26 protein-coding genes and 1 pseudogene are annotated in these 22,530 nt (G+C 70.1%); 19 read left to right on the plus strand and 8 right to left on the minus strand.

Annotated elements, in window-relative coordinates; genetic code table 11:
• Window positions 1–2: 2 nt before the first annotated feature.
• On the minus strand, window positions 3–2,183 hold the full coding sequence (locus tag K4G22_RS07585) for an alpha-galactosidase (protein WP_228079106.1): 2,181 nt from the start codon (window positions 2,181–2,183) through the stop codon (window positions 3–5).
• Window positions 2,184–2,442: 259 nt separating this feature from the next.
• Between K4G22_RS07585 and K4G22_RS07590 the strand changes: the two genes are divergently transcribed.
• Window positions 2,443–2,949 (plus strand): DinB family protein, encoded by a 507-nt coding sequence (locus tag K4G22_RS07590; RefSeq protein WP_228079108.1) that lies wholly within the window; start codon window positions 2,443–2,445, stop codon window positions 2,947–2,949.
• 40 nt (window positions 2,950–2,989) lie between these two features.
• Window positions 2,990–3,112: pseudogene (locus K4G22_RS07595) on the plus strand (antibiotic acetyltransferase); the annotation flags it as partial.
• A 24-nt stretch (window positions 3,113–3,136) separates the two neighbouring features.
• On the opposite strand, the gene K4G22_RS07600 reads toward K4G22_RS07595, so the two are convergent.
• Window positions 3,137–3,745, minus strand: coding sequence for a TetR/AcrR family transcriptional regulator (locus K4G22_RS07600; RefSeq protein ID WP_228079110.1), 609 nt, complete (start codon window positions 3,743–3,745; stop codon window positions 3,137–3,139).
• Between the two features lie 95 nt (window positions 3,746–3,840).
• Here K4G22_RS07600 and K4G22_RS07605 point away from each other — a divergent pair, with 95 nt between their 5' ends.
• The 4 genes from K4G22_RS07605 to K4G22_RS07620 all read left to right on the plus strand — a co-directional run bounded on the left by K4G22_RS07605 (window position 3,841) and on the right by K4G22_RS07620 (window position 7,584).
• Window positions 3,841–4,584: an SDR family NAD(P)-dependent oxidoreductase gene (locus K4G22_RS07605; RefSeq protein WP_228079111.1), complete on the plus strand. Its 744-nt coding sequence runs from the start codon at window positions 3,841–3,843 to the stop codon at window positions 4,582–4,584.
• 132 nt (window positions 4,585–4,716) lie between these two features.
• Window positions 4,717–5,358 (plus strand): 3'-5' exonuclease, encoded by a 642-nt coding sequence (locus K4G22_RS07610; RefSeq protein WP_228079113.1) that lies wholly within the window; start codon window positions 4,717–4,719, stop codon window positions 5,356–5,358.
• The gene (locus K4G22_RS07615; protein ID WP_228079115.1) at window positions 5,355–5,879 is read left to right on the plus strand and encodes a P-loop nucleotide/nucleoside kinase family protein; all 525 of its coding nucleotides are present in this window, start codon (window positions 5,355–5,357) and stop codon (window positions 5,877–5,879) included. The genes K4G22_RS07610 and K4G22_RS07615 overlap by 4 nt, the downstream gene beginning before the upstream one ends.
• Before the next feature lie 535 nt (window positions 5,880–6,414).
• The gene (locus K4G22_RS07620) at window positions 6,415–7,584 is read left to right on the plus strand and encodes a PQQ-dependent sugar dehydrogenase (protein ID WP_228079117.1); all 1,170 of its coding nucleotides are present in this window, start codon (window positions 6,415–6,417) and stop codon (window positions 7,582–7,584) included.
• Between the two features lie 181 nt (window positions 7,585–7,765).
• Here K4G22_RS07620 and K4G22_RS07625 read toward each other — a convergent pair whose 3' ends face one another.
• Window positions 7,766–8,701, minus strand: a complete 936-nt coding sequence (locus tag K4G22_RS07625) for an NADP-dependent oxidoreductase (protein ID WP_228079118.1) — start codon at window positions 8,699–8,701, stop codon at window positions 7,766–7,768.
• A gap of 49 nt (window positions 8,702–8,750) precedes the next feature.
• Between K4G22_RS07625 and K4G22_RS07630 the strand changes: the two genes are divergently transcribed.
• From K4G22_RS07630 to K4G22_RS07665, 8 genes are all read left to right on the plus strand, one after another.
• Window positions 8,751–9,365 carry a TetR/AcrR family transcriptional regulator gene (locus K4G22_RS07630; protein WP_228079120.1) on the plus strand — a complete coding sequence of 205 codons (615 nt, stop codon included), beginning with the start codon at window positions 8,751–8,753 and terminating at the stop codon, window positions 9,363–9,365.
• Between the two features lie 129 nt (window positions 9,366–9,494).
• Window positions 9,495–10,418, plus strand: a complete 924-nt coding sequence (locus tag K4G22_RS07635; RefSeq protein ID WP_228079121.1) for a hypothetical protein — start codon at window positions 9,495–9,497, stop codon at window positions 10,416–10,418.
• Between the two features lie 121 nt (window positions 10,419–10,539).
• On the plus strand, window positions 10,540–10,806 hold the full coding sequence (locus tag K4G22_RS07640; RefSeq protein ID WP_228079122.1) for a hypothetical protein: 267 nt from the start codon (window positions 10,540–10,542) through the stop codon (window positions 10,804–10,806).
• Window positions 10,787–11,302, plus strand: coding sequence for a DUF6879 family protein (locus tag K4G22_RS07645; RefSeq protein WP_228079123.1), 516 nt, complete (start codon window positions 10,787–10,789; stop codon window positions 11,300–11,302). The genes K4G22_RS07640 and K4G22_RS07645 overlap by 20 nt, the downstream gene beginning before the upstream one ends.
• A complete protein-coding gene (locus K4G22_RS07650; RefSeq protein WP_228079124.1) occupies window positions 11,302–12,147 on the plus strand; it encodes a helix-turn-helix domain-containing protein in 846 nt (281 codons plus the stop codon). Before K4G22_RS07645 ends, K4G22_RS07650 begins: the two co-directional genes overlap by 1 nt.
• 160 nt (window positions 12,148–12,307) lie before the next feature.
• Entirely contained in the window at window positions 12,308–12,469 is a 162-nt protein-coding gene (locus K4G22_RS07655) for a hypothetical protein (protein ID WP_228079125.1), read from the plus strand.
• Between the two features lie 69 nt (window positions 12,470–12,538).
• Window positions 12,539–14,104: an asparagine synthase-related protein gene (locus K4G22_RS07660; protein WP_228079126.1), complete on the plus strand. Its 1,566-nt coding sequence runs from the start codon at window positions 12,539–12,541 to the stop codon at window positions 14,102–14,104.
• A 34-nt stretch (window positions 14,105–14,138) separates the two neighbouring features.
• Entirely contained in the window at window positions 14,139–14,681 is a 543-nt protein-coding gene (locus K4G22_RS07665) for a GNAT family N-acetyltransferase (RefSeq protein ID WP_228083993.1), read from the plus strand.
• Window positions 14,682–14,714: 33 nt separating this feature from the next.
• On the opposite strand, the gene K4G22_RS07670 is transcribed toward K4G22_RS07665, so the two are convergent.
• From K4G22_RS07670 to K4G22_RS07680, 3 genes are all read right to left on the minus strand, one after another.
• Window positions 14,715–15,542, minus strand: coding sequence for a class I SAM-dependent methyltransferase (locus tag K4G22_RS07670; RefSeq protein WP_228079127.1), 828 nt, complete (start codon window positions 15,540–15,542; stop codon window positions 14,715–14,717).
• A 108-nt stretch (window positions 15,543–15,650) separates the two neighbouring features.
• Window positions 15,651–15,842 carry a DUF397 domain-containing protein gene (locus tag K4G22_RS07675; RefSeq protein WP_228079128.1) on the minus strand — a complete coding sequence of 64 codons (192 nt, stop codon included), beginning with the start codon at window positions 15,840–15,842 and terminating at the stop codon, window positions 15,651–15,653.
• Entirely contained in the window at window positions 15,829–16,716 is an 888-nt protein-coding gene (locus K4G22_RS07680; RefSeq protein ID WP_228079129.1) for a helix-turn-helix domain-containing protein, read from the minus strand. Before K4G22_RS07680 ends, K4G22_RS07675 begins: the two co-directional genes overlap by 14 nt.
• Window positions 16,717–17,166: 450 nt before the next feature.
• On the opposite strand from K4G22_RS07680, the gene K4G22_RS07685 reads away from it, so the two are divergent.
• From K4G22_RS07685 to K4G22_RS07705, 5 genes are all read left to right on the plus strand, one after another.
• Window positions 17,167–17,376, plus strand: a complete 210-nt coding sequence (locus tag K4G22_RS07685; protein WP_228079130.1) for a DUF7848 domain-containing protein — start codon at window positions 17,167–17,169, stop codon at window positions 17,374–17,376.
• Window positions 17,373–17,744 carry a DUF7848 domain-containing protein gene (locus K4G22_RS07690; protein WP_228079131.1) on the plus strand — a complete coding sequence of 124 codons (372 nt, stop codon included), beginning with the start codon at window positions 17,373–17,375 and terminating at the stop codon, window positions 17,742–17,744. Before K4G22_RS07685 ends, K4G22_RS07690 begins: the two co-directional genes overlap by 4 nt.
• Window positions 17,745–17,766: 22 nt before the next feature.
• Window positions 17,767–18,183, plus strand: coding sequence for an NUDIX hydrolase (locus K4G22_RS07695; protein WP_228079132.1), 417 nt, complete (start codon window positions 17,767–17,769; stop codon window positions 18,181–18,183).
• Window positions 18,184–18,205: 22 nt separating this feature from the next.
• A complete protein-coding gene (locus tag K4G22_RS07700) occupies window positions 18,206–18,577 on the plus strand; it encodes a hypothetical protein (RefSeq protein ID WP_228079133.1) in 372 nt (123 codons plus the stop codon).
• A 66-nt stretch (window positions 18,578–18,643) separates the two neighbouring features.
• On the plus strand, window positions 18,644–19,123 hold the full coding sequence (locus K4G22_RS07705) for a MarR family winged helix-turn-helix transcriptional regulator (RefSeq protein ID WP_228079134.1): 480 nt from the start codon (window positions 18,644–18,646) through the stop codon (window positions 19,121–19,123).
• Window positions 19,124–19,131: 8 nt separating this feature from the next.
• On the opposite strand, the gene K4G22_RS07710 is transcribed toward K4G22_RS07705, so the two are convergent.
• Window positions 19,132–19,887, minus strand: coding sequence for a class I SAM-dependent methyltransferase (locus tag K4G22_RS07710; protein WP_228079135.1), 756 nt, complete (start codon window positions 19,885–19,887; stop codon window positions 19,132–19,134).
• A 62-nt stretch (window positions 19,888–19,949) separates the two neighbouring features.
• Window positions 19,950–22,529 (minus strand): caspase, EACC1-associated type, encoded by a 2,580-nt coding sequence (locus tag K4G22_RS07715; protein WP_228079136.1) that lies wholly within the window; start codon window positions 22,527–22,529, stop codon window positions 19,950–19,952.
• Window position 22,530: the final 1 nt, after the last annotated feature.

Consider the following 22,530-nt stretch of genomic DNA (forward strand, 5'->3'; position numbering starts at 1 on the left):
GCTCACTCCTTCGTGAGGTGGAGCAGCACAAGCTGTTCCGGATGCAGGAACGGGATCTGGAGGCCGGTCCGCTCCAGGACCGCCCCCGGTACTCCTCGGGCTCCTTCCTCGGTGCACCAGGTGGGCCGGCTGCGCCCGAGGCCCGGCGCCTCGACGCCGGGCGGCAGCACCTCCAGCCGGTAACGGGCCGCCGGGTCCAGCCCGGGCAGCCGGAAACGGCCGTGCGGGGTGGTCTCCGGGGTGCGCGTGGCGACCAGCGCGAAGAGCGCCTCCGAACGGTCGTGGGCGACCACGCCGTGCACCCACAGCGCCGGGTCGGGGTGGTCGGCGCGCACGGTCCTGCCGCCGTGCAGCAGGCCGCGCAGCCGCTTGTAGTGGGCGACCCAGCGGGCCAGGTCGAGGCGTTCCAACTCGCTGGCCCTGGTGAGGTCCCACTCGATGCCGAAGTGCGCGAAGAGCGCGGTCCCGGCGCGGAACGCCAGGTCGTGGGTGCGGCTGGTGGTGTGCGAACGGGCGGCCCCGACATGGGATCCGACCAGCTCGGGCGGCAGCAGCGCCTGCGTCCAACGGTTGATCTGCTGCCGCTCCAGGGCGTCGATGCAGTCGCTGCCCCAGACCCGGTCGGTGTGCTCCAGGATGCCGAGGTCGACGCGGGCGCCGCCGCCGCAGCAGGACTCGATCTCCAACCCGGGATGCGCGGCGCGGAGTTCGTCCATCAGCCGGTAGACGGCGAGGGTCTGGCCCCGCACCGCCGCCTGCCCGTGCGGTGCGTGGCCGGCGTCGGCCAGCTCGCGGTTGTGGTCCCACTTGAGGTAGCCGATGTCGTAGGTGTCGAGCAGCGCGAGCAGCCGGTCCCTGATGTAGGCGTACGCCTCGGGGTGGGTGAGGTCCAGCACCTGCTGGCCCCTGAGCTCGCCCGGCAGCCGGCCGCCGGTGGCGAGGATCCACTCGGGGTGGGCGCGCGCCAGATCGGAGTTCGGGTTGACCATCTCGGGCTCGACCCAGAGGCCGAACTCCAGGCCGAGACCGCGCACATGGTCGACCAGCGGATGCAGCCCGTCCGGCCAGACCGTCTCGTCCACGTACCAGTCGCCGAGCCCCGCGCTGTCGTCGCGCCGCCCCCGGAACCAGCCGTCGTCCAGCACATACCGCTCGACGCCGACCTCGGCCCCCAGGTCGGCGAGGGTCGTCAGCTTGGCGAGGTCGTGGTCGAAGTACACCGCCTCCCAGGTGTTGAGCACCACCGGCCTCGGCTTGGCCGGATGGTGCGGCCTGGCGCGCAGGTGGTCGTGGAACCTGGCGGTGAGCGAGTCGAGTCCCGTCGCGCCGTAGGCGGCGTAGAGCCAGGGCGCGGTGTACTCGTCGCCGGGGGACATCGTCGTCTCCCCTGGCATGGGCAGGTCGCCGCCGCCGAGCACGGCCTGCCCAGTCGGCAGCCGGTCGGCCCAGATCCGGTGGTTGCCGCTCCACGCCAGATGCAGCGCCCACACCTCGCCGTGCCGGAAGCCGAAGCCAGGCGTGCCGGCGGCCAGCAGCAGCGGGGCGTCGTGCCCGGGCCGGCCGCGCCTGGTCTCCCGCACCCAGGAGCCGACGTTGAACGGCTGCCGCTGCGGGGAGCGTTCGTGGATCCAGCGCCCGGTGAGGTCGAACAGCTCGGCGGCCTCGGCCGGCACGGGGAGGGCCAGGCCGAGGGCGTCGAGGGTGTAGTCGCGCTCGGGGTCCTCGTTGCGGACGCCCGCGCGGGTGCGGACCAGGCCCTCGGGGGTCAGCTCCAACTCGACGGTGAGCCGCAGCGCGGCGGTGCGGTCGACGGCGACGACGCGGACCGCGGAGCCCTCCGTGACCTCGACGCTCTCGGTGGTGAAGAGGGGCGACCAGTCCGTTCCCCCGGCGCGGTGGCCGAGCAGTCCCGGATAGCCCTGCCAGCCGGCGCCGTGCTCGGCGAGCAGCCCGACGGCGGGCGGTATGTTCCAGTTCCCCGGCCGCCTGGGGTCGTCCGGATCGCCCGGCGACTCGGGCAGCGCGCCGTGCTCGGCGAGCGCGGCCAACGCGTCGTCGTCCAGCGGACCCAGATCGGCCCCCCAGTGCAGGACGCGCGGCAGGCGCGGACCTCGCAGGTCGAGCACCACGCTGACGCCGGCTGCTCGCAGATGCGCTATGGACTTGGGCACGACTGGCGCCACTGGGGCGCACCTCCTTGTGCTGGGTTCACCTTCCGCCCGCGAGCCGACCTCACCGTTGAACGCGTTCGACTGTTTGGACGTGAGCGGAAATGTTGTCGCTAGATCGGAACCTGTCAACCGTTCACCCCAGGGCGTTACCGTGCGGTGATCTGACGGTCCGTCAATTTGCCGACGATGTAACTACCGGACGGAAAGCGCTGGTCACGGCGGGCGAACGGCCGCGGAACCCGCCCCAGGGCCCCCGTGGCAGGATCGTGCGATGACCGTGGAACGCATCGGCCCGCCCCTGGTCGCCGACGAACGAACGACCCTGCGCGGCTTTCTCGACTACCACCGGGCGACCCTGGCGCTGAAGTGCGAAGGGCTCGACGACGAGGAGCTGCGCCGCCAGGCGTCGCCGCCCTCCACGCTCTCCCTGCTCGGCCTGGTCCGTCACATGGCCGAGGTCGAACGCGCCTGGTTCCGGCGCACGATCAACCGTGAGGACATCCCTCTGGTCTGGTCGGACCACGGCGACTTCCAGGCCGCCTACGACGTGCGCACCGCCTCCCGCGCCGAGGCGTTCGCCGCGTGGGAGGCGGAGGTGGCCGTCGCCCGCCGCGTCGAGGAGGCCGCGCCGTCCCTCGACCTCACCGCCCCGCACGCCAAGACCGGCGAACCGGTCTCGCTCCGGCTGGTGATGCTCCACCTCATCCACGAGTACGCCCGCCACAACGGCCACGCGGACCTGATCCGCGAGGCCGTCGACGGCGCGGTCGGCGCCTGACCGGCGGTCGATCCGGTTCGGCCATGGTTCGACCGTCCCACCGGGCGTGCGGATCGGCCACGGCGCGATCATCGGCGCCGGCTCCGTGGTCACCGGCGATGTGCCCGACCACGGCATCGCCGGCGGCGATCCGGCCCGCCTCATCCGCGGACGCCTCGACGACGAGTCGCCCCCTGGCCGGCTCCCGTCAGTCGGACGGCCAGCTCCGCAGGGCCAGGTCCGCGACCTGCTGGAGTTCGTCGCGGGTGGCGCCGCCGGCGGCCTGGACGGCGATGCCGTTGGCCACGGTCATCACATAGCGGGCGAGCGCCGCGGGATCGACGTCCGCGGGCAGATCGCCCTCGTCGGCGGCGCGCCGGAAGCGGTCACGGAGGCCCGAAAGGCCCTCGTCGCGCCAGGCGTTCAGCGCGTCACGGGCGTCGCGCCCCTGGGCGCCGGCGGCGAGGGAGCCCTGGACGCCGAGGCATCCGGCGGGGTAGCCGGGGCGGGTGGTGGTCCGGACGGAGCCGTTGAGGAAGGCCGTGGCCACCCCGCGCGCGGTCGGCTCCCGCAGGGCCCGGGGGCCATAGGCGGCCGGGCCCTCCGAGTAGCGCTCCAGGGCCTTGCGGAACAGCTCGTCCTTGTTGCCGAAGGCCGCGTACACGCTGGTGCGGGTGATGCCCATGGCCTTGGTCAGATCGGCGAGGCCGGCGCCCTCGTAGCCCTGCTCCCAGAAGACCCGCATGGCGCGTTCGAGGGCCTCGTCGGCGTCGAATCCCCTGGGCCGCCCGATCGGCGCCTTCCGCTGGCTCTCCATGCGGCCCATCATACGCCTTCTGTACCGATCGGTGCGTAAGCTGCTACGGTCTACTTCCGTACCGACCGATACCGAAATCCGAAGAGGTCATCCGCATGGGACAGTTCGAAGGCAAGACGGCCGTCGTCACCGGGGGCAGCGAGGGGATCGGCCTGGCCACCGCCGTCCGGCTGGCCGCCGACGGCGCGCACGTGTTCCTCACCGGCCGGCGCGAGACCGCCCTCGACGCGGCCGTCGAGCGCATCGGCCCGGCGTCCGCGACGGCCGTGCGGGGCGACATCGCCGAACTGGCCGACCTCGACCGGCTCTATGACGCGGTCCGCGCCCACGGCCGGGGCCTGGACGTGCTGTTCGCCAACGCCGCCGCCGCGTCGTTCGCGACGCTGGAGGAGGTCACCGAGGAGCACTTCGACGGGATCTTCGGCGCCAACGTCCGAGGCACCCTCTTCACCGTGCAGAAGGCGCTGCCGCTGCTCAACGACGGCGCCTCGGTGATCCTCAACGCCTCGGTGCGCGCCGACGACGGAGTCGCGGCCTTCGGCACCTACGCCGCCTCCAAGGCCGCGCTCCGCTCCTTCGGCCGCACCTGGGCCAACGAACTCAAGGACCGGGGCATCCGCGTCAACACCGTCTCCCCCGGCACCATCGGCACCTCCGCCCTCGACCGCGTGACCGCCGGCGCGCCCGAGGCCAGGGAACGGTTCGTCTCGAACGTCCCGCTCGGCCGGCTCGGCCGCCCCGAGGAGATCGCCGACGCGGTGGCGTTCCTCGCCTCCGACCAGAGCAGCTTCATCCTCGGCGCCAACCTCTATGTCGACGGCGGCGAGAACCAGCTCTGAGCGCCGCACCGGCGAGCGGGCCGGCCGGAACGGCGCGGCGAACCGGCGCCCGGCCACGGGGCCGTGTGCTTCACTTGGGGGCCCCACGGGAAGTCGTCGATATGCCGGCGGCCGGAACGATGGAGAAGAACGGTGTCGAGCTATGTTGTCCTCGATCTGGAATTCACGACATGGCAGGGGGCACTCGAACAGGACTGGTCCGCACCCGGGCAGTTGCGGGAGATCGTGCAGATCGGCGCGCTGCGGGTGAGCGACGCACACGAAGTGGTCGAATCCTACGAGGCATTCGTCAGACCGGTCGTCAATCCACGACTGTCGGAGTACTTCACCCGACTCACCGGTATCACCCAGGAGACGGTGGAACGCGAGGGTCTTCGTCCGGCCGAAGCGCTCGGTGATCTCCTGGACTTCTGCCGGGGACAGACGGTCCTCTCCTATGGCAACGACATGGTCGTCATCGGCGAGAACGTGGGATGGGCCCGGCTCAGGGGCGAACAGCTCAAGACCGGATTCCTCGATCCCGGATTCCTCAGTATCCGCCCCTGGGTGAACGCCCTCGCCCCGGCGACGGAGCCGGTCAACGTGGGACGCCTGTGGCAGGTGCTCGGCCTGCCCAGGCCCGCGGCCGGGGAGGAGCATTCGGCGCTCTTCGACTGCTACTCGCTGGTGGCGGCCATCAGGCATCTCCACGCCGCCGGGGCGCGCCTGCCCGAAGGCACCCTCAGGAGCCGAACCGACGCACCCTGGGCACCCCCTGGCACAATCCCCGGGTGACCACGTTGTTCCTGATGGTCGGCCTGCCCGGGGCCGGCAAGACCACCAAGGCCCGGCAACTCGCCGAGGAGCACCGCGCGTTGCGGCTGACCCCGGACGAGTGGATGATCCCGCTCTTCGGCGAGCCGGAGGCCGACGGCAAACGCGACGTGCTGGAGGGCCGGCTGCTCCGGCTCGCCCTGGAGGCGCTGCGGCTCGGCACCAGCGTGGTCCTGGACTTCGGCTGTTGGTCCCGCGACGAGCGCCACGCCATCCGCCAGCTGACGGAGTCAACGGGCGCCGGCTGCCGCCTCGTCCACACCCCCGTGGACCCCGCGACCCAACGCGCCCGCATCGCCGAACGCCAAGCCACCGCCCCCGACCGGACGTTCCCCGTCACCGAGGCGGATCTCCTGCGCTGGCGCACGCTCTTCGAGGAGCCCGACGCGGCGGAGCTCGCCGGCGCCGAGACGAGGGAGCCGCCCGCCGGCTGGTCGACCTGGCCCGACTGGGCCGCCGACCGCTGGCCCTCCCTGGCCTAGGGTGCGTCTGCGCACATCAGGTCAACGCCACGCCGGCCCGGGCCCGGGGGCGGGTTTCCGACCGGCGGCCGGTGCCGGGCGTGGGGGACCAACGATTTCCGCTCGCCCGGCCCACACCGCGGAAGGCAAGGCCGGCGGAGAACCCGTTCGACACGGTCACCCGGGAGGCCGTCGGAGGGACCGGCCACCGCGCGCTGGTCGAACGTTTTCCGGACGCGGATTCACGAGGGAATTCCGCCGATATCACTCCCATCCCGGTAGACGGCCTGGTCCGGCGCCGAATTGCCACTCGCCCGTCCGACCGCGCGGGGCCCTGTCCGAAAACTCGCGGCATCTCGCACCCCATGCGCCGCGAGGGTTACGCCCAAGTCGCACGCTGCTACCTTCTCCGTTGCGGCCGTGTTTCCCGTGTTTCCCCCAGCCGAATTCGGCGTCGGATCAGAGATCCCCCTGCCCGGCACGTCCGCATTCCCCCCCACATATGGAAAGGAGGAGGGAGCCGGGACTCCGCGAGGGCGCCCGCTCCTGACCACCTATGAGCTTGAGGAAGTTATCGGCGGTCGCCGCCACGATCGGTCTGGCGTTGACCCTGGCCGCCGGCACCTCGTCCACGGCCGCCTCCCCTTCGCCGGAGGCGTCCCAGCAGGTCCAGGTGGCCCTGACCGAGGTCGCCACCGCCGCTTCGCCGACCGCCGGCACCGCGGGCCCGGACGGCTCGGTCTGGATCGGCGAACGCGCCGGCACCATACGGGTGCTCGAAGAAGAGGGGCTGAGCGAGCCGGTCATCGACATCACCGGCGAGACCACCACCGACGGTGAGCGCGGGGTCGCCGACATCACGTTCAACCCCGACTTCACCCGTTTCTACCTCTCCTATACCGACATCGACGGCCACAGCACGATCGACGAGTTCGAGGTGGTCGACGGCGAGGTGCGGGTGGACACCCGGCGCACCGTCTTCTTCCAGGAGCAGCCGGGCCCCGCCCACAACTCAGGACATATCGCGTTCGGCCCGGACGGGCTGTTCTACATCTCCCTCGGGGACGGCGACTTCTCGCCCGAGGGCGACCCCTACGACAACGCGCAGGATCTCGGCAGCCTGCTGGGCAAGATCCTGCGGATCGACCTGAACGCCGGCGACCCGTACGGGATTCCGGCCGACAACCCGTTCGTCGACGAGCCGGGTGCCCGGGGCGAGATCTGGGCCTACGGACTGCGCAATCCCTGGCAGTTCTCCTTCGACGCCGAGACCGGCGACCTGTGGATCGGCGACGTCGGCCAACTCACGCGCGAGGAGATCAACTTCGCGCCCGTCGGGGTCGGTGGCCAGAACTACGGCTGGCCCAACATGGAGGGAACCCTGCCGCACCGGGGCACGGAGCCGCCGGACCACGCCCCGCCGGTGTACGAGTGGGAGCACGGGGTCACCGGCTTCTGCGACTCGGTCACCGCCGGTTTCGCCTACCGGGGCAACGCCATCCCGGACCTGCGGGGCGCCTTCGTCTTCTCCGACTACTGCACCGGCGACCTACAGGCCCTCCAGGTGCAGAACGGTCAGGTGACCGGCGTGCTCGACCTCGGCGCCAACGCCGGCTGGGTGACCACGTTCGTGCAGGGTGCCGACAACGAGCTGTATGTGATCGACATGGGCGGCTTCAGCAGTGACCCCATCCCCGCGCCCGTCTACCGCATCGACCCCGCCTAGGCGTGTTGTCCGCTCTCCGGCGGTACCTGACCGGAGAGATCGATAACGGTGACCACGGTTGAGGGATCGTGAACGGAGTGGGGGCCCTTCTGACCCGGTGCGGACGGCGACGTCGACCGCCGACGGCCAGCGGGGCCCTCACGCCCGCCGCCGCGCGCCCTTCCCGGAACCGGCCGTCGGATCAGTGCAGCAGCACGATCTTGCCGCGGGCGTGGCCGCCCGCGCTCAACTCGTGGGCGGCGGCGACGTCGGCGAGCGGGAAGACCCCCGCGATGGGGATCCGCAACCGGCCCTGTTCGGCCAGTTCGACCGCGATCGCCAGGCCATGAGCCGCGGGCGGATCAGGAGGGCCCAACGTCGTGCCCGGCGAGGTGTGGGACATGTGCACGCCCTGCGCGGCGGCGGTGATGTCCGCGACCGTCACCACCCGGGCCGGCTCGCCGGCGATGGCGACCAGGTCGGGCAGCACCCCACCCGCACAGTCGAACACGGCGTCCACCCCCGAGGGCGCGAGTGCGCGGACCCGGTCGACCAGCCCCGGCCCATACGTCGTCGGCTCGGCACCGAGCGAACGCAGGTAGTCGTGGTTGTTCGCGCTCGCGGTGCCGATCACCCTCGCGCCCCGCACAGCCGCGAGTTGGACGGCCACGGAACCGGTCCCGCCCGCCGCGCCATGCACCAGCACGGTGTCCCCCTCGGCCACCGCGAGCCGGTCGAGAACGCGGAACGAGGTCTCGACGGCGCCCGTCGCGCCCGCCGCCTCCTCCCACGTCCACCTCGTCGGCTTCGGGGCCCACAGGACGAGGGTCGCGTGGTCGGCGTTGGTGCCACGGCCGGTGGGCGCGGTCGCGCCGAACACCTCGTCCCCCACCCGGGTTCCGGTCACCCCCTCGCCCACCTCGTCCACCACGCCGGCGGCGTCGTGGCCCGGCCGGCAGGGGAAGACCGTCGGCAACACCTCCCGCATCGCTCCGGAACGCCGGTGCACCTCCCCCGGCGACACACTCGACGCACGCACGGCGACGCGGATCTCCCCGGGCCCAGCGTGCGGTTCCGGTCCCTCGATGACGCGGAGGACACTGGGCGGGCCGTACTCGGAGTACTGAACTGTTCTCATGTCCCCGAACGTAGGTCGGCCCCATCGACCGCCTGGCTAAAGTGAGAGCGTGCCGACCGAAGTGAGTCAGTTGCGTTCGGACGCGGACGACAACCGCGACCGCATCCTGGCGGCGGCCCGCCTCGCCTGCACCGCCGAAGGTCTCTCCGTGCCGATCCGTGAGATCGCCCGCCGCGCCCAGGTCGGCACCGCCACCGTCTACCGTCGCTTCCCCACCAAGCAGGCGCTGTTCACCGCCGCCTTCGCCGAGGAGATGTCCCTGTGCTCGACGGTCGTCGATGAGGGGCTCGCGGCGAGCGACCCCTGGCGTGGGCTGTCCCTGACGATCGAGAAGCTGCTGACCGCCTACGGCGGCGACGCACGGGTGCGCGCCATCCTGGCGCGGCTCTCCCGAGGCGCCGAGTCCACCGCCGTCCACGACCGGACGGTGCGCGGGCTGCTGGAGCTGATCCGACGGGCCAAGGCGAGCGGCCAACTGCGGTCGGACGTCGTCCTGGAGGACATCGTCCTCGCCATGCAGGCGAGCCACGGCGTCCGCGCGACCTCCCCCACCGCCCAGGCCGCGGCGACCCGCCGCCTCGCCGCCCTGATCATCGACTCCTTCCGAGCCACCCCCGACGCCACTCCCCTCCCCCCACCCGGCCGCCTCCCGCTGCGCGCGTGAGGCGTTGTCCCGAGCTCGGAGGCCCCGGGCGACGAGCGGAACCCCGCTCAGGAAAGTCGCGTGATAGGGGGAAGTGCTGTGCTGCCGACGACACACCGCGCACAGCGCTTCAGCGCAGGAGGAACAACCGTGGCAGATTCGCCCGCCATACCCCCCGGCCCGCCCGGCCCGGCCGCGTACGGGTATCCGCAGCCACCACGGCCGGGATACGACCAGCCCTGGGCCGGCCACCAGGCGCCCGCCGCGTACGGACAGCCGTACGCCCCACCTGGGGTTCCACCGCAGCAGTTCCAGGCACAGCCGTACCCGCCGCCCCAGCAGGCGTACGGGCACCCCCAGCACGCCCAACCTCCGTACGGGCAGCCTCCCTACGGACAACCTCCGTACGGACAACCTCCGTACGGGCAACGGCACTGGGGCGGCGGGGAGCCGCCGGCGGAGCGGCCCTCGCCGGCCGCGCTGGTCGGGGTGACCTGCTGGCGGCTGGTGATCGTGTTCGCCGCCTACACCGGTTACAACGCCTTCGCCGAGGACACCGGGCGACCGATCGAATGCCTCAAGGAACTGAGCCCGCTGTCCAGCTTCGTCGCGATGTTCGTCTATCTCGCCCTGACCGCCTATCCGTTCGTCACCGGTCTGCGCCGCCACGAGCCGCGTTCCGGCTGGCTGCGCGGCTCCACCGCCATCGTGCTCCTGCTGGTGGCCATCGTCTGGGCGACCATGATGTCCGGCGACTACGAGGGCACCGCCTCGATGTACACCCACCTGGTGACGCCGCTGCTGGTGCTCGCCGACTGGGTGTTCGTCGGCCGTAGCCAGTCCACCGCACGCTGGTGGTACCCACTGACCTGGACGCTGCCGCTGCTCGCCTACCTCGTCTTCATGTTGCAGGCGGACGTCACCTCCTACAGCAGCTTCCTGGACCCCGACTCCAGCGACTTCCTCCCGATGTGCCTCGGTATGACCGCCGGCGTCATCGCCATGGGCTACGCCCTCCTCGCCATCGGCCGCCTCAAGACCACGGTGTCCACCACCACAACGGGAGGCCCCTGACCCGGGGGCTGGAACCGTCCCGAGCGGGGCGGCGTGCCGGAGGTTCGACGCCCTTGACCTCCCAGCACGGGCGGGCAACGCTCGAACAGGCTGCTGCGGTCGAGTAACTCAAGGAGCGATCATGGGCTTACGGTTTCTGGGGATCATCCCGAACACCGCCAAGGACGACTCGCCCACCATCTGGCTGGACGAGGAGAGCGGAGACCTGCTGATCCAGTCCTATCGGGCCACGGAAGAAGAGGTGAAGGCGTGCCAGGAGATCGGATCGACACCCGGTCATGGCACGGACGTTCCGGACCACGAGGCGATCATTCGTCTGCCGAAGGCCATGATCCAGTACATTCCTCGCTCCGATGGAGGCGCCTCCGATGAAGCCACCGGCGCGTGAGCCCTTGTCCCGGGCTCGGCGAACCGCGATCCATCTGGAGGTTCGTGATCAATATGCGAGCACGGACCCCGATTTCCTCGCTTGGCGCGAGGGCCGTCGCACGTTCACTCCGGAGAACCGCGCTGAATGGTGGGAGGGCTGGCATGACGTGGTGGAAACCGCCGTTTCGCGGGGGGTCTCAGTTCGTCGTGCCCGCGTGGTGTCCGAACCTCTCACCACGTACGTGCGGTGGGAGTACGACTACGCGACGACCAACGCCGCTGCCGGTGAGATCGTGCGCTGGCTTCCCCGACGCCATGCCAAAAACCTTGCGGTGCCTGCGGTGGACTTCTGGGTTTTCGACGGTGAGTTGGTGCTGTTCCACCATTTCAGTGGCGATGGCACTCTGATGGAACGCGAGTACGTCACGGACCCCGCTCTGGCTGCCTGGTGCACCGATGCGTTCGACGCGGTCTGGGAGCGGGCTACACCTCACGAGGAGTACAAACCGGTCTAGTGCGATCAGCATCATCCAGCGCCCAGGAGACCCGACAGGCCCTGGCCAACCGACTGCGCGAGCTGGTCAAGGATGCCGGGTTGGACGGAAAGAGTCTCGCCGCACTATGCGGCTGGCACCCTTCCAAAGTTTCGCGCATCTCGACAGCGAAAACGCAGCCGAGCGAAGACGACATTCGGAGATGGTGCGGAGCCTGTGGCGCCGAGGACCAGACAGCCGACCTGATTGCCTCTCTACGAGCTGTGGAAGGCGCATGGCTGACCTGGCGTCGACTGGAGCGCGCGGGGCTCAAACGGTCACAGGAGGAACGACTACCGCTGTACCAGCGCACGCGACGATTCCGCTCGTACAGCGTTTGGGCCCTCCCCGGGCTCCTTCAGACCCACCAGTACACCGAGGACGTACTTCGGACGATCCAGCAACAACGGGTGCCGATGAACGATGTGGCCGACGCTGTGGCCGCCCGCATGGAGCGGCAGCGCGTACTACGGGAGGGGCAACGCGTGTTCGCCTTTCTGATCGAGGAGCCCGCACTTCGAAACACGCTCAGCACCGGGGCGACACAGAAAGAGCAGTTGGAACACCTACTTACGGTGAGCGACCTGCCCCATGTCAGCCTTGGTGTTGTCCCGGTTGCCCAGCGACGTCCCCAACTTCCGGTTGAGAACTTCTGGATCTACGACAACGCGCAAGTCAATGTCGAACTGGTATCCGGATACTTGACGCTGACACAGCCCACCGAGGTGAAGGCATACGCGGACACGTTCGCCAAGCTCGCCGCCTTGGCGGTCTACGGCGCACAGGCCCGCGCCTTGATCTACCGAGCACGCGACTCGCTGGTCTGACTCATCTGCAATCGCGCGCAATCGGCTGTGAGTTCACGCTTCGCGACTCCTAGGCTGGCCCTTGTTTCCGCATCACGAAAAGGGCCGGAACCCGTGAAGGGCTACGCCGTCAATGCGAAGAGTTTCCGCACACCATCGTGCGGGAGGTGGAGGAAAAGGGATGGAAGGTTTCGCAATCCCACCGAAGCGTGCCCGGAACTTCGAGAAACTGTTCATCACCACAGCGCAGCGGCGGGTGCAGTCGCCAGCTGAGACCCACGAGTACAAGAAGAACTCGGGTTCGTCCGACGGCGCCAAGACATACGACACCACCGCCACCTGAACCGTTCGGCAGCAACGCCCGAGGGGACGAAACCGCCGTACCCTCGGGCCCCCCGAAGGGAGCGCGCACATGATCAAGTTACGCCTCACTCCGTATGCCAGCACGGAATGGACGTGGAACGGGCGCGGGTACGTCACCGCCGACCGGACGAGCGAGATCATTCCTTATGTTCACCCCTTGGTGGAGCACATCGCTGTCACGGACGGCGCCCGCACACTTCTCGTTGTGCGTGAGTGCGTCAGTGGCCGGGGGCGGCATGATCCGGTGCCCCGCCATGTCACCCCCGGTGAGTTCGAAGAGGCTCGCACGCTGACCGAACAGTGGCCCACGGACTACATGGTCGTAGAAACTTCCCCCGGTGACCCGTGCCGTGTCACCGCTGGCCCCGGAGGTGTAGCGCCACTCTACGTCGCGCACGACCGTACAAGCCTCCACGGGTCGTGGGACATGGCTGACCTTGCCGAGTACGCCGCCGGCCTTAGTCCACGTGAGGTCGCGCGGCTGCTGATCTACCGGCCCCGGTACAGCGCCGAGACGGTGTTCCAGGGCATCTACCGCGTGACGGAGCGCGCGACCGCCATCTACGGTGGCCACCTCTACCTGCACTACCCCGAACCGGTGCTGCACGGCGGGCCGCGCGAACTGGCCCCCAACGCCGACGTTCTCGGGGCGTTCGTGGAAGCGATGGACGATGCCCTCGACCTCCGGCCGATCGGTCGGGTGGAAACGGCGCTGCACCTCACGGGCGGGTTCGACTCCGGCACCGTGGGAACCCGCCTCGCCGAGCGGTACCCGGACCGCTTCCCCACCGCCGCTCTCCTGATCGCCGGCCCCGGGCGCGCGCACCAGAGTCGCCGACGCTCGGAGATCCTCAGGACGCTGCCGTTCGCGGAGCCGGATTTTCTGATCGACGCACTGGAGCACACGCCGTTGTCGCACGAGTGCGCCCGGGTCAGGGGCGAGAAGATCAGCCCATACGAAGAACCTCTGCACCGGCCGTTCACTGTGCTGACCGAGGTCCTGGCGCACCATGGTGCCCGCGTGGTGGTGACCGGGCTCGGCGGAGACGAGATGGTCGCTCTGTCGCAGGCCGAGTATCCACACAAGTCCATGGGCGAGATCAGCGACGGCCTGCCCTGGATCGGGGACCGAGCGCGCGCCGCGCTGGAGTTCGCCGACGACGGCATCGCCCCGCCCGCCGCTGTCAACTCGATGACCTTGCTGTCACTGGAGACCACCGCCCCCATACTCATGCGTGCGGGTATGTGGCCCGTCCACCCCTTCGCCAATCCCGGCATGGTCCAACTCGGCGAATGGCTGCCCATGCACTGGCGTGAACTCAAGCAGCTTCAACGCCGAAGGCTTGCCGCTCTCGGGCTGAGCACGGACGTCACCGAATCCCGAGAGCGTGAATCATTCGCGGAAGTCGTCCAGCACGCGCTCACCACAATCGCGCGCCCCCTATTCGCCAAGATGTTGCGCGACGGGTCACCGCTCTTCGACGAGAAGCTGGTGGACCCCGACGGCCTTCGGGCGGCCGTCCGCCGACTGGCCGAAGGGCCGTACCGCGAGGACGGAGACGCGCAGTTGCTCGAAGTCCTGGACCTTCACCTCGCCGCTCGATCATTCCTATAGCCCCTTCCCACCATCAGGAGGCAGCGTGTTCGCCATGCGTCCGGCCACGGCCGATGACATCCCCGCCGTTGAGAAGGTGATCCTGGCCCGTTCCGGTTGGCTGGAGGAGCGCGGGCTTCCGAGTTGGCGGGAGAACGCGGCCGAGCTCGCGCGCCAGGCGGAGAACCCTGATGGCGACGTGTGGGTCCTCGCCGAGGATGGCGGGCGCGTCATCGGGTGCACCACCGTTCAGGAACAGACACCCCCGTGGGGTTGGACGGTGGCTGAACTGAACGAGCCGGCCCACTACCTGTACTCGACCGTCACCGACCCCGCCTACCGCGCCATGAGGCCGGGAACCGTGATGGCGCTGTGGGCGGTGAACCGGGCGGCGCGGCAAGCGCGCACCTGGGTTCGCCGTGGCTGCCACTTCCCCGGGCTGGTGAGGTACTACGAGTCCCAGGGATTCAAGCTGGTGCACGAAGTGCGGCGCACGCGCACCAAGGTCTATCTCATGGGCCGCCGAGCCGAGCACATCACGGATATGGAAGAACGCTACGGGGCGCTGTCGAAGCCCGGGCCCCTCGCGAGCACGTGATCTCCGCGCGTTCCCCCAGAGGGGATGCCTGCGTCACCCCGTCGGGGTGGGCTTGCGGCCGAAGGCGAGCAAGTGGGAGTTGGCGGCGAGGAGTTCCGGGTACGGCTCGGCCATCCGCGCGGCCGTCAGGGCGGCCTCGAAGAGCGGGGTGTCGGCGACGCCCGCGCCGGTGTGCAGCTCGGTGGCCTTGAGCATGCCCCAGGCAGGCCCCTCCACCCCGAAGACCTCCGCATCGCGGAACCCGGCCTCCGCGATCTCCTGCGCGAGATCCCGCCCTGTGTGGAAGTAGGCGGTGGTGAACGCCCGCTTCCCGTCATGCACCTGGGTCGCCAGCACATCGGCGACGCTCCTCCGCACCCCGTCCCGATGCAGATGCGCCAACGCCGTGTGCTCGAAAAGCGACGCGTAGCGATTGATCCCGGCCGCAGCGAGAAGCCCACCGGGCCGCAGCACCCGCAACGCCTCGGACAGAGCCCGGCGCCGATCTTCGGCCTCGGGCAGGTGGTAGAGCGGGCCAAGCAACAACACCACGTCATAGGAGCCGTCGGCGACATCGAGTCGACATGCGTCGCCAAGCCCCGCCTCACAGCCGGGGATGCGGCCGGCCTGCTCAACATGACGCGGCACCGGATCGATCAGCCGCACCTCGTACCCGTCCGCCAGCAGCCACCGCGCATGCGTCCCCGGCCCACCCCCGACGTCCAACACCCGCACCGGCGCCGCCGGTAGAAACCGCCGCAGCAGTTCCTGCGTCCGCAACAGCTCCAGCATCCCGTCCGCCGACGACGTCAGCCGCTCAGCCTCACTGATCGTCGACTGGTAGAACCGGATCACTTCGGGCGCAACACGGGAAACAGCCATGGCAGAAGTCTGACCTGCCCAGCTGGGGGCGTACAAAAACGGTAGGCCGTGAACGCCCCCGCCGCCTGACGAGGGGTCGGCGGTGGGGGCGGTTGGGGTCAACTGGCCCTATGGGCGGGTGAACCCGTCGAGGAACGCGGTCCATTGGGCGGGGGCAACGGCCAACACCGGACTGTCCGAGCGCTTGCTGTCACGCAGACCCACCACATGATCGAGACGCGCCACCTCAACGCACTCGCCCTGGCCATTGCTGTAGCTGGACTTCAGCCACTCCGCAACGTGCAGATCAACCTTGTACATAACTCCCTGCCACTTCAGCGAGCAGGCGTCGGGACCCCTGCTCGTCAAGAGCTGCCTCCCAGATCCCCCGGTAGGCGGTCTCGAACTGTTCCACTTCCGCCGGCTTGTCCAGGTACAGACCGCCGGTGAGGCCCTCCGAGTACACGGTGGGGGGCTCGCTATCGCCGCCGTCCGCTGTCTTCGGGAAGCGCAGGACGAGGAACGGTCCGCTGACCACACCATAGTGCGCGCCCGTCTCGAAGGGCGCCACGCGCAGTGTCACATTGGCCAGTTCGGAGACATAGACCAAGTGCGCGAGCTGCCGAGACATGACTCCGACCCCGCCGATGGGCCGTCGCAGCACAGACTCGGCCACGACGACCCGGAGTTGGAGCGGATTGGTGTCTCGGGAGATCCGGTTCTGTCGCACCATCCGCAAGTCCAGCCGGTCTTCGAGATCCCCGTCGCTCAGGTCGGGCTCATGGATCCTGATGATCTCCCTGGCGTAGTCATCGGTCTGGAGAAGCCCAGGAACCAGTTCGCTCTGGTAGGCGGACATGCTCACGGCCGCCTCTTCCAGGCCGACGTACAGGTTGAACCACTCCGGGATGCCGTCCCCGTACGAATGCCACCAGCCGCGCGACTTGGTCTCCTTGGCCAGGGCCATCAGGACCTCGGTCAGGTCGGCCGGGGCGCCGTAGATCATGCACATCGCTTGGACGTCGAGGCTGCGCATCGACGTCTGACCGGTCTCAATGCGCCAGATCTTCGGCTCCGACCACTCCAGTTGTCGCGCTGCCGCGCGCACCGTGATGCCCGCGCGTCCGCGAAGATCTCGCAGGTAGCGGCCGAGTTGCCTTCGGGGGACCGTCGATCCCGTCGTCTTTTCCACCATGGCCAAATCCCCTCCCCTGGCCTCGTTTTGAGTCACCCACAGCGGCTCGAAGCTAAGACGTGAATGACTCAATATGCAAGACCAGTCATTTGTTCGACATGAAAAACCGGAGATTCCCTCTTGTAACCTTGCACGCCCTCTCGGGGCTGTGCAGGCTTGGGTCACCGGTCGCTCCATGCACCAGCTCGAACACTCTACGTCGAACCTGATGGGTCCGAGTTGCCGGGTTGCGACTGATTCACGGAGACCCTTGATCCTCCTCGGAAGTCGGGTGACACCCCCCATGACCACCGAACCCCAGCCTCAGAGCCAACCGCCTGACGGAGAAGTCCCGTTGGGCGATAGCACCACCGAGCCGGAGCCCGACCCGCACGCGGAGTTGCTCGCGCGGTTGCGGGAGCGGAATGCCGCCAGCGAGATCAACTATCGGATCAAGAGCGGGGAGTTGCCGTGAGGTTGGCGGAGCTCGTTCTCGATTCGGATCAGCCGACGTTGTTCGTCATGGAATGCGTGGCCTGCGGGTTCTTCGGACCGAAGGGGCAGGACGTGGCGGACGGGGCGGAGTGGGCCGGGCAGCACCTGGCCCTGCATCCGGAGCACCTCGCCTATCGCGAACACATCACGCGGGCCTACCGGTTCGAGGCTGGTGCGGCGTCGTGAGCGGCGAGCCGATCATCAAAGGTGCGGACTGGGTGCTCACCGACGAGCACGGACCCGGGGCTCCCGACGGCATCTACGCAGTGGAGTGCATGGCCTGCACGGCCCGCTCGCCGCTCTTCGACAACGACGCGCACCCGGTTGCCGTGTGGGCGATCAACCACACCCAGGAGAACCCGGACCACGGTCTGTTCCTCGCGCGGGCCGAGAAGCACTGGCGGGTGGTACGCCGTCGGCACGAGGACGAGAGCCCGGGGCCGGCGCCGCAGAAGCCGGTGGTCGCGTTCCTGGACCGGGCCTTCGGACCCGCCTTCGTCGGGTTGATGTGCCTGTGCACCGCCCTGACCGGCTATCTCATCGCCCTCAACTGACCAACAAGGACAACCCCCTTTCGTGAACATCACTTTCCTGGTGCTGGCCACCACCCGGGACGGCCACCTCCTCATGGTCCAGGGCACGGACGGCTGGACGCTGCCCAACGGCACGGTTCCGCACGGCAGTTGTCCCGTCCTCACCGCCCGGCAGACGTTGATGGACACCACCGGCTACGACCGGGGGGTGACCGACGCCTACGCCATCAGCGTCAGCACCGAACCCACCGTCTCCCTCACCTATGTGCTCGACGGCGGGCACACCCCCACCATCCCCGCCGGCGCGCACAAGCACCTCCCGGCCAACGCCGGCTGGCTCCCGCTACGCGAGCTGCACGAACCGCCCCCGATCGTCCGATACGCCCTCACCGCCGCCGCGCAGCGGCGACGTATCCCCGTCCTCGTCAACGGCGAACGCCCCGACGCCGCCTACACCTGAACGACAACAGAAGGAACCGAACATGTCCCAGCAGGTCATCGTCCTCGTCATCACCCGCAACGGATACGTCCTCCTCCACCGCGACCATCTGCCGCAGGCCACCGTCCCCGCCCACGGCGACCTCGCCCTCACCGGCAGGCTCACCCTCGCCCGCCAGACCGGGCACCTCGCCGACATCACCCACGCCTGGACCGTCCGCTCCATCGGCCCCGACAACGACGGCGAACTCTGGGTGCTCGACGGCGGCGTCCACGACACCGTCCCCGACGCCACCGAGGACACCCACCCCCACACCCGCTGGGCCCCCATCACCTCCCTCACAGAGAACCAAGCCATCCAGGAAGCCCTGGAAGCCGCCGACGCCGACATCAGCATTCAACTCCCCACCCCATGAACCTGATGTAAACAGGTCCGGTCGCGGATCATCCGCGACCGGATGGTTTCGTCCTACCCTGGGGGTATGACAGCCAGCGGCAGCCCTCCGGACCTCTCCTATCTCCTGGACCACACCAGCCATGTGCTACGCACCAAGATGGCGGCGGCGTTGGCCGAGTTGGGGCTGACCGCGCGGATGCACTGCGTTCTGGTGCACGCCAAGCAGGAGGAGCGGACCCAGATCCAGTTGGCGGAGATCGGCGGCATGGACAAGACGACCATGGTCGTCACGGTGGACGCCCTGGAGAAGGCGGGGCTCGCCGAGCGGCGGCCGTCGAGTGTGGACCGGCGGGCGCGGATCATCGCGGTGACCGAGGAGGGCGCGCGGCTCGCTGAGCGGAGTCAGCGGGTCGCCGACCGGGTGCACCGGGAGGCCCTGGCGGCGCTGCCGGCCGACCAGCGGGGGGCCTTCGTCAAGGCCCTCACCGCCCTGGCCGAGGGGTCGCTGGGGACGCCGGTCGCGACGCCCCAGCCGACCCGTCGGGCCCGGCAGCGGGCCCACTGACCTCAGCGTCAGCGGCCGGCGACGAGCCGGTAGACGGAGACATGGGAGCGGGACTCGGCGGTGAACTCCGCGCCGGTCCAGTCCGCGTGCCGGGATTGGAGGTCGAACCCGGCCAGTTGGGCCATGAGATCCAGCTCGGCCGGCCAGACATAGCGGTGCGGGCTGCGGAACAGCCGCGCGGTGCCGCCGTTCTCGGCGGCGTTGTCGTAGCGGAAGTGGTGGGAGACGACGTGCTGGCGCAGCACGTCGTAGGTGTCCAGGCCCACGTAGCCGGCGTCGGACTCGAAGACGACGGCCGACTGTCCGGGCGGCAGCTTGCGCAGTTCTGGGACCCACAGCTCGATCACGAACCGGCCGCCGGGGGCCAGATGGCGGGCGGCGTTGCGGAAGCAGGCGACCTGTTCGGCCTGGTCGAGCAGGTTGGAGATGGTGTTGAAGACCAGGTAGACCAGCTGGAACTCGCCGGGGGCGCGGGCGGTCGCCATATCGCCGACGACGACGGGGATCGTGGCCTCGTCCGCCTTGGTGCGCAGCTGGTCGATCATCGGTGGGGAGAGCTCGATGCCGGTGACCGGCACCCCGCGTTCCACCAGGGGGACGGCGACCCGGCCGGTGCCGATGGCGAACTCAAGTGCCCCGCCGCCGTCGGCCAGTTCGGTGAGACGGTCCACGGTCGGTGCCAGTACCTCGGGGGCGAACATGCCGGTGCCGGGGGTGTCATAGCTCCGGGCGGCAGCGGTGTTCCAGATCTCGTCCTGTCGCATGCCGGCCACGATCCCCGAGCGCGGGCGGCGCCGTCGACGGGTTAATCCCCGCCATCGACGGGTTAGTCCCCGTCGTCGACGGGCTGGTCCCCGTCGTCGTCGCGTCGGGAGGGGTTCGGCGGTTCCGGGGCGAAGCGGCGGAGATCGGCCCAGCGGGGCGACCGCGCGCGTTCGGTGGCCTGTCGGATGGTGACATGGTTGGCGACGGCGGTGGCCAGCTGGCCGGTGCCCAGGTCCCGTGCCTTGAGGGACAGGATGCCGTTGGGGTCGAGGACGGCGGTCACCTCGATCTCGGGCGTTCCGGCCGGGGCGGGTGGCAGCGGCAGTTCGAGGATCGCGAGGGTCCGGTTGGCGTCGGCCTCCCTCCGCTCGCCCTCCACGAAGCGCAGCACCAGGGCCGGTTGGTCGTCGACGTGCGTGGAGAAGTACTCGCTCCGCGAGGTGGGAATGGTCGTGTTCCTCTCGATCAGCTTCACCATCGCGCCCCCGCGCACCTCGACGCCGATCGACAGGGAACAGACGTCCAGGAGGAGTACGTCCTTGACGGAACCGGAGAGCACGCCGGCATGGAGCGCGGCGCCCGTGACGACACCTTCGGGGATCAGGCCGCGATAGGGCTCCCGGTCGCCGGTCAGCCGGCGGACCAGCTCGCCCACGGCGGGCGTCCGGGCCGCGCCGCCGGTGAGGATCACCCGGTCGATGTCGGCGAGCGCGAGACCGGCGTCGGCGACGGCGTGCTCGACGGGCCGGCGGCAGCGTGCCAGCAGGTCCCGGGTGATCGTCTCGAACTCCTCGCGGGTCAGGGTCTCTTCGAGGTGCAGCGGTCCCCGGGGGCCGGCGGCGAGACAGGGCAGCCGGAGGGCCGTGGTGTGGGCCGCCGACAGTTCGATCTTCGCCGTCTCGGCCGCCTCCCGTAGCCGCCGCATCGCCGCGATGTCGTCGGCGAGATCGATGCCGTGCCTGGCCCGGACGCGCGCGACGAGGTGGTCGACGATCCGCTGGTCCCAGTCGTCGCCGCCGAGGTGGCTGTCGCCCGCCGTGGCCCTGACCTCCACCACGTTGTCGCCCACCTCAAGGAGGGAGACGTCGAGCGTGCCGCCGCCGAGGTCGAAGACCAGCACCGAGCTGTCCTCCCGGTCCAGGCCGTAGGTGATCGCGGCGGCCGTGGGCTCGTTGACCATCCGGACGACGCTGAGCCCGGCTTCCTCCCCGGCCCGGACCAGGGCGGCCCGCTGGTCCAGGCCGTAGGTGGCCGGCACCGTCAGCACCGCGCCGCCGACCGGCCCGCCGAGGTGGGCCTCGGCGTCCGCCCGCAGGCGGGCGAGGATGAGCCGGGCGACGTCCCCCGCCGTCAGCCGGACGCCGCCCCGGGTGATGCTCCAGTCCGTGCCCAGTCTCAGCTTCGCCGAGCGCACGGTGTGGTCGGGGTTGGTGAGGGCCTGCCGTTTGGCGGGGGTGCCGACGAGGAGGCTTCCGTCGGCGGCGATGGCCACCAGGCTGGGGGTGGTGAGCGCGCCCTCGGCGTTGGGGATCAGCCGGACGTCGTCGCCGTCGAAGACGCCGATCGCCGAGTTGGTGGTGCCGAAGTCGATGCCCACGATCCGCGCGCCGGGCGCGTCCGGTCGCCCGCCCGCCGGCTCGGCGGGGCCGGGGGCCGTCGGGATGGGCCCGAGGCCGCGCAGGTGCCACAACTTCCGTGCCCGCCGGGCGACTTCGGGGTCGTTGTCGCCGACGAGGTCGAGTAGCGCCGAGCGGGCGACTTCGCGGGTCGCCTCGCGCACGCTGCCGAGGAGCCGCTCGACGAGATGGAGGGAGCCGATGCGCTGCCAGGCTTGTGGGGCGCGCACGGCGGCCCGCGCCTCGGCCAGCAGGTCGATGTCCCCGTGGAGCGGGTTGCGGGCGAGATGGATGGTGCCCCGGGCGCTGTCCACGCTGAGCGTCGGCGTCTGGTCGGCGACCCGCCGCCGCACCTGCTCGTGCACGTAGTCGTAGAGCTCGTGGACGGAGACGAGCCCGTCGCCGTCCAGATCGGCGGCGCCGTCGCGCAGCCCGCGCACGACCGCCGAGGTGAAGACGGACGGTTCGGCGGGCGAGCGGCTGTAGTGGACGTCCGCCTCGCTCTCGTACGCGTACTGGAGCGCCGTGGACGCGGTGAGCACGACCCGGCCGTGGCCGCCGAGGGGCGCGGCGACGTCGACGGTGGGGGGCCCGCCGCCGCGGCGTCGCCCGTTGATCCGGAACGCCCCGCTGTAGCAGCAGTCGAGCAGGACGACGATGCGGCGGGAGCGGCTCGCGCTCATCCAGTCGCCGACCTGCTGGCCGGCGACGGCCGTGGCGCCGGGGAGTTCGCGCTCGGTGTCCCGCATGACGAAGGACAGCTGGTTGCGCAGGTCCTTCCAGCCGTGCAGGGACAGATGGAGGAGGAGCAGGTCGTCGGGGTGCGCCCGGGTGAGGAACGACTCCAGGGCGCGGAGCGCGGGGCGCTGTTCGACGTCGGTGAGGGTGTCGACGTCGAAGCCGCCGATGTCGGGGGCGCCGAGGACCTCGGCCAGGGCCGTCGCGTCCGCGGTGGCCGCGGGGAGGGCGGCGAAGTGGTCGTCGTCGTACCGGCTGTTCGCGATGATCAGGGCGCGCTTCGCCACG

This window comes from Streptomyces profundus, from assembly GCF_020740535.1.
In the GTDB taxonomy this organism is placed as follows: Bacteria; Actinomycetota; Actinomycetes; order Streptomycetales; family Streptomycetaceae; genus Streptomyces; species Streptomyces profundus.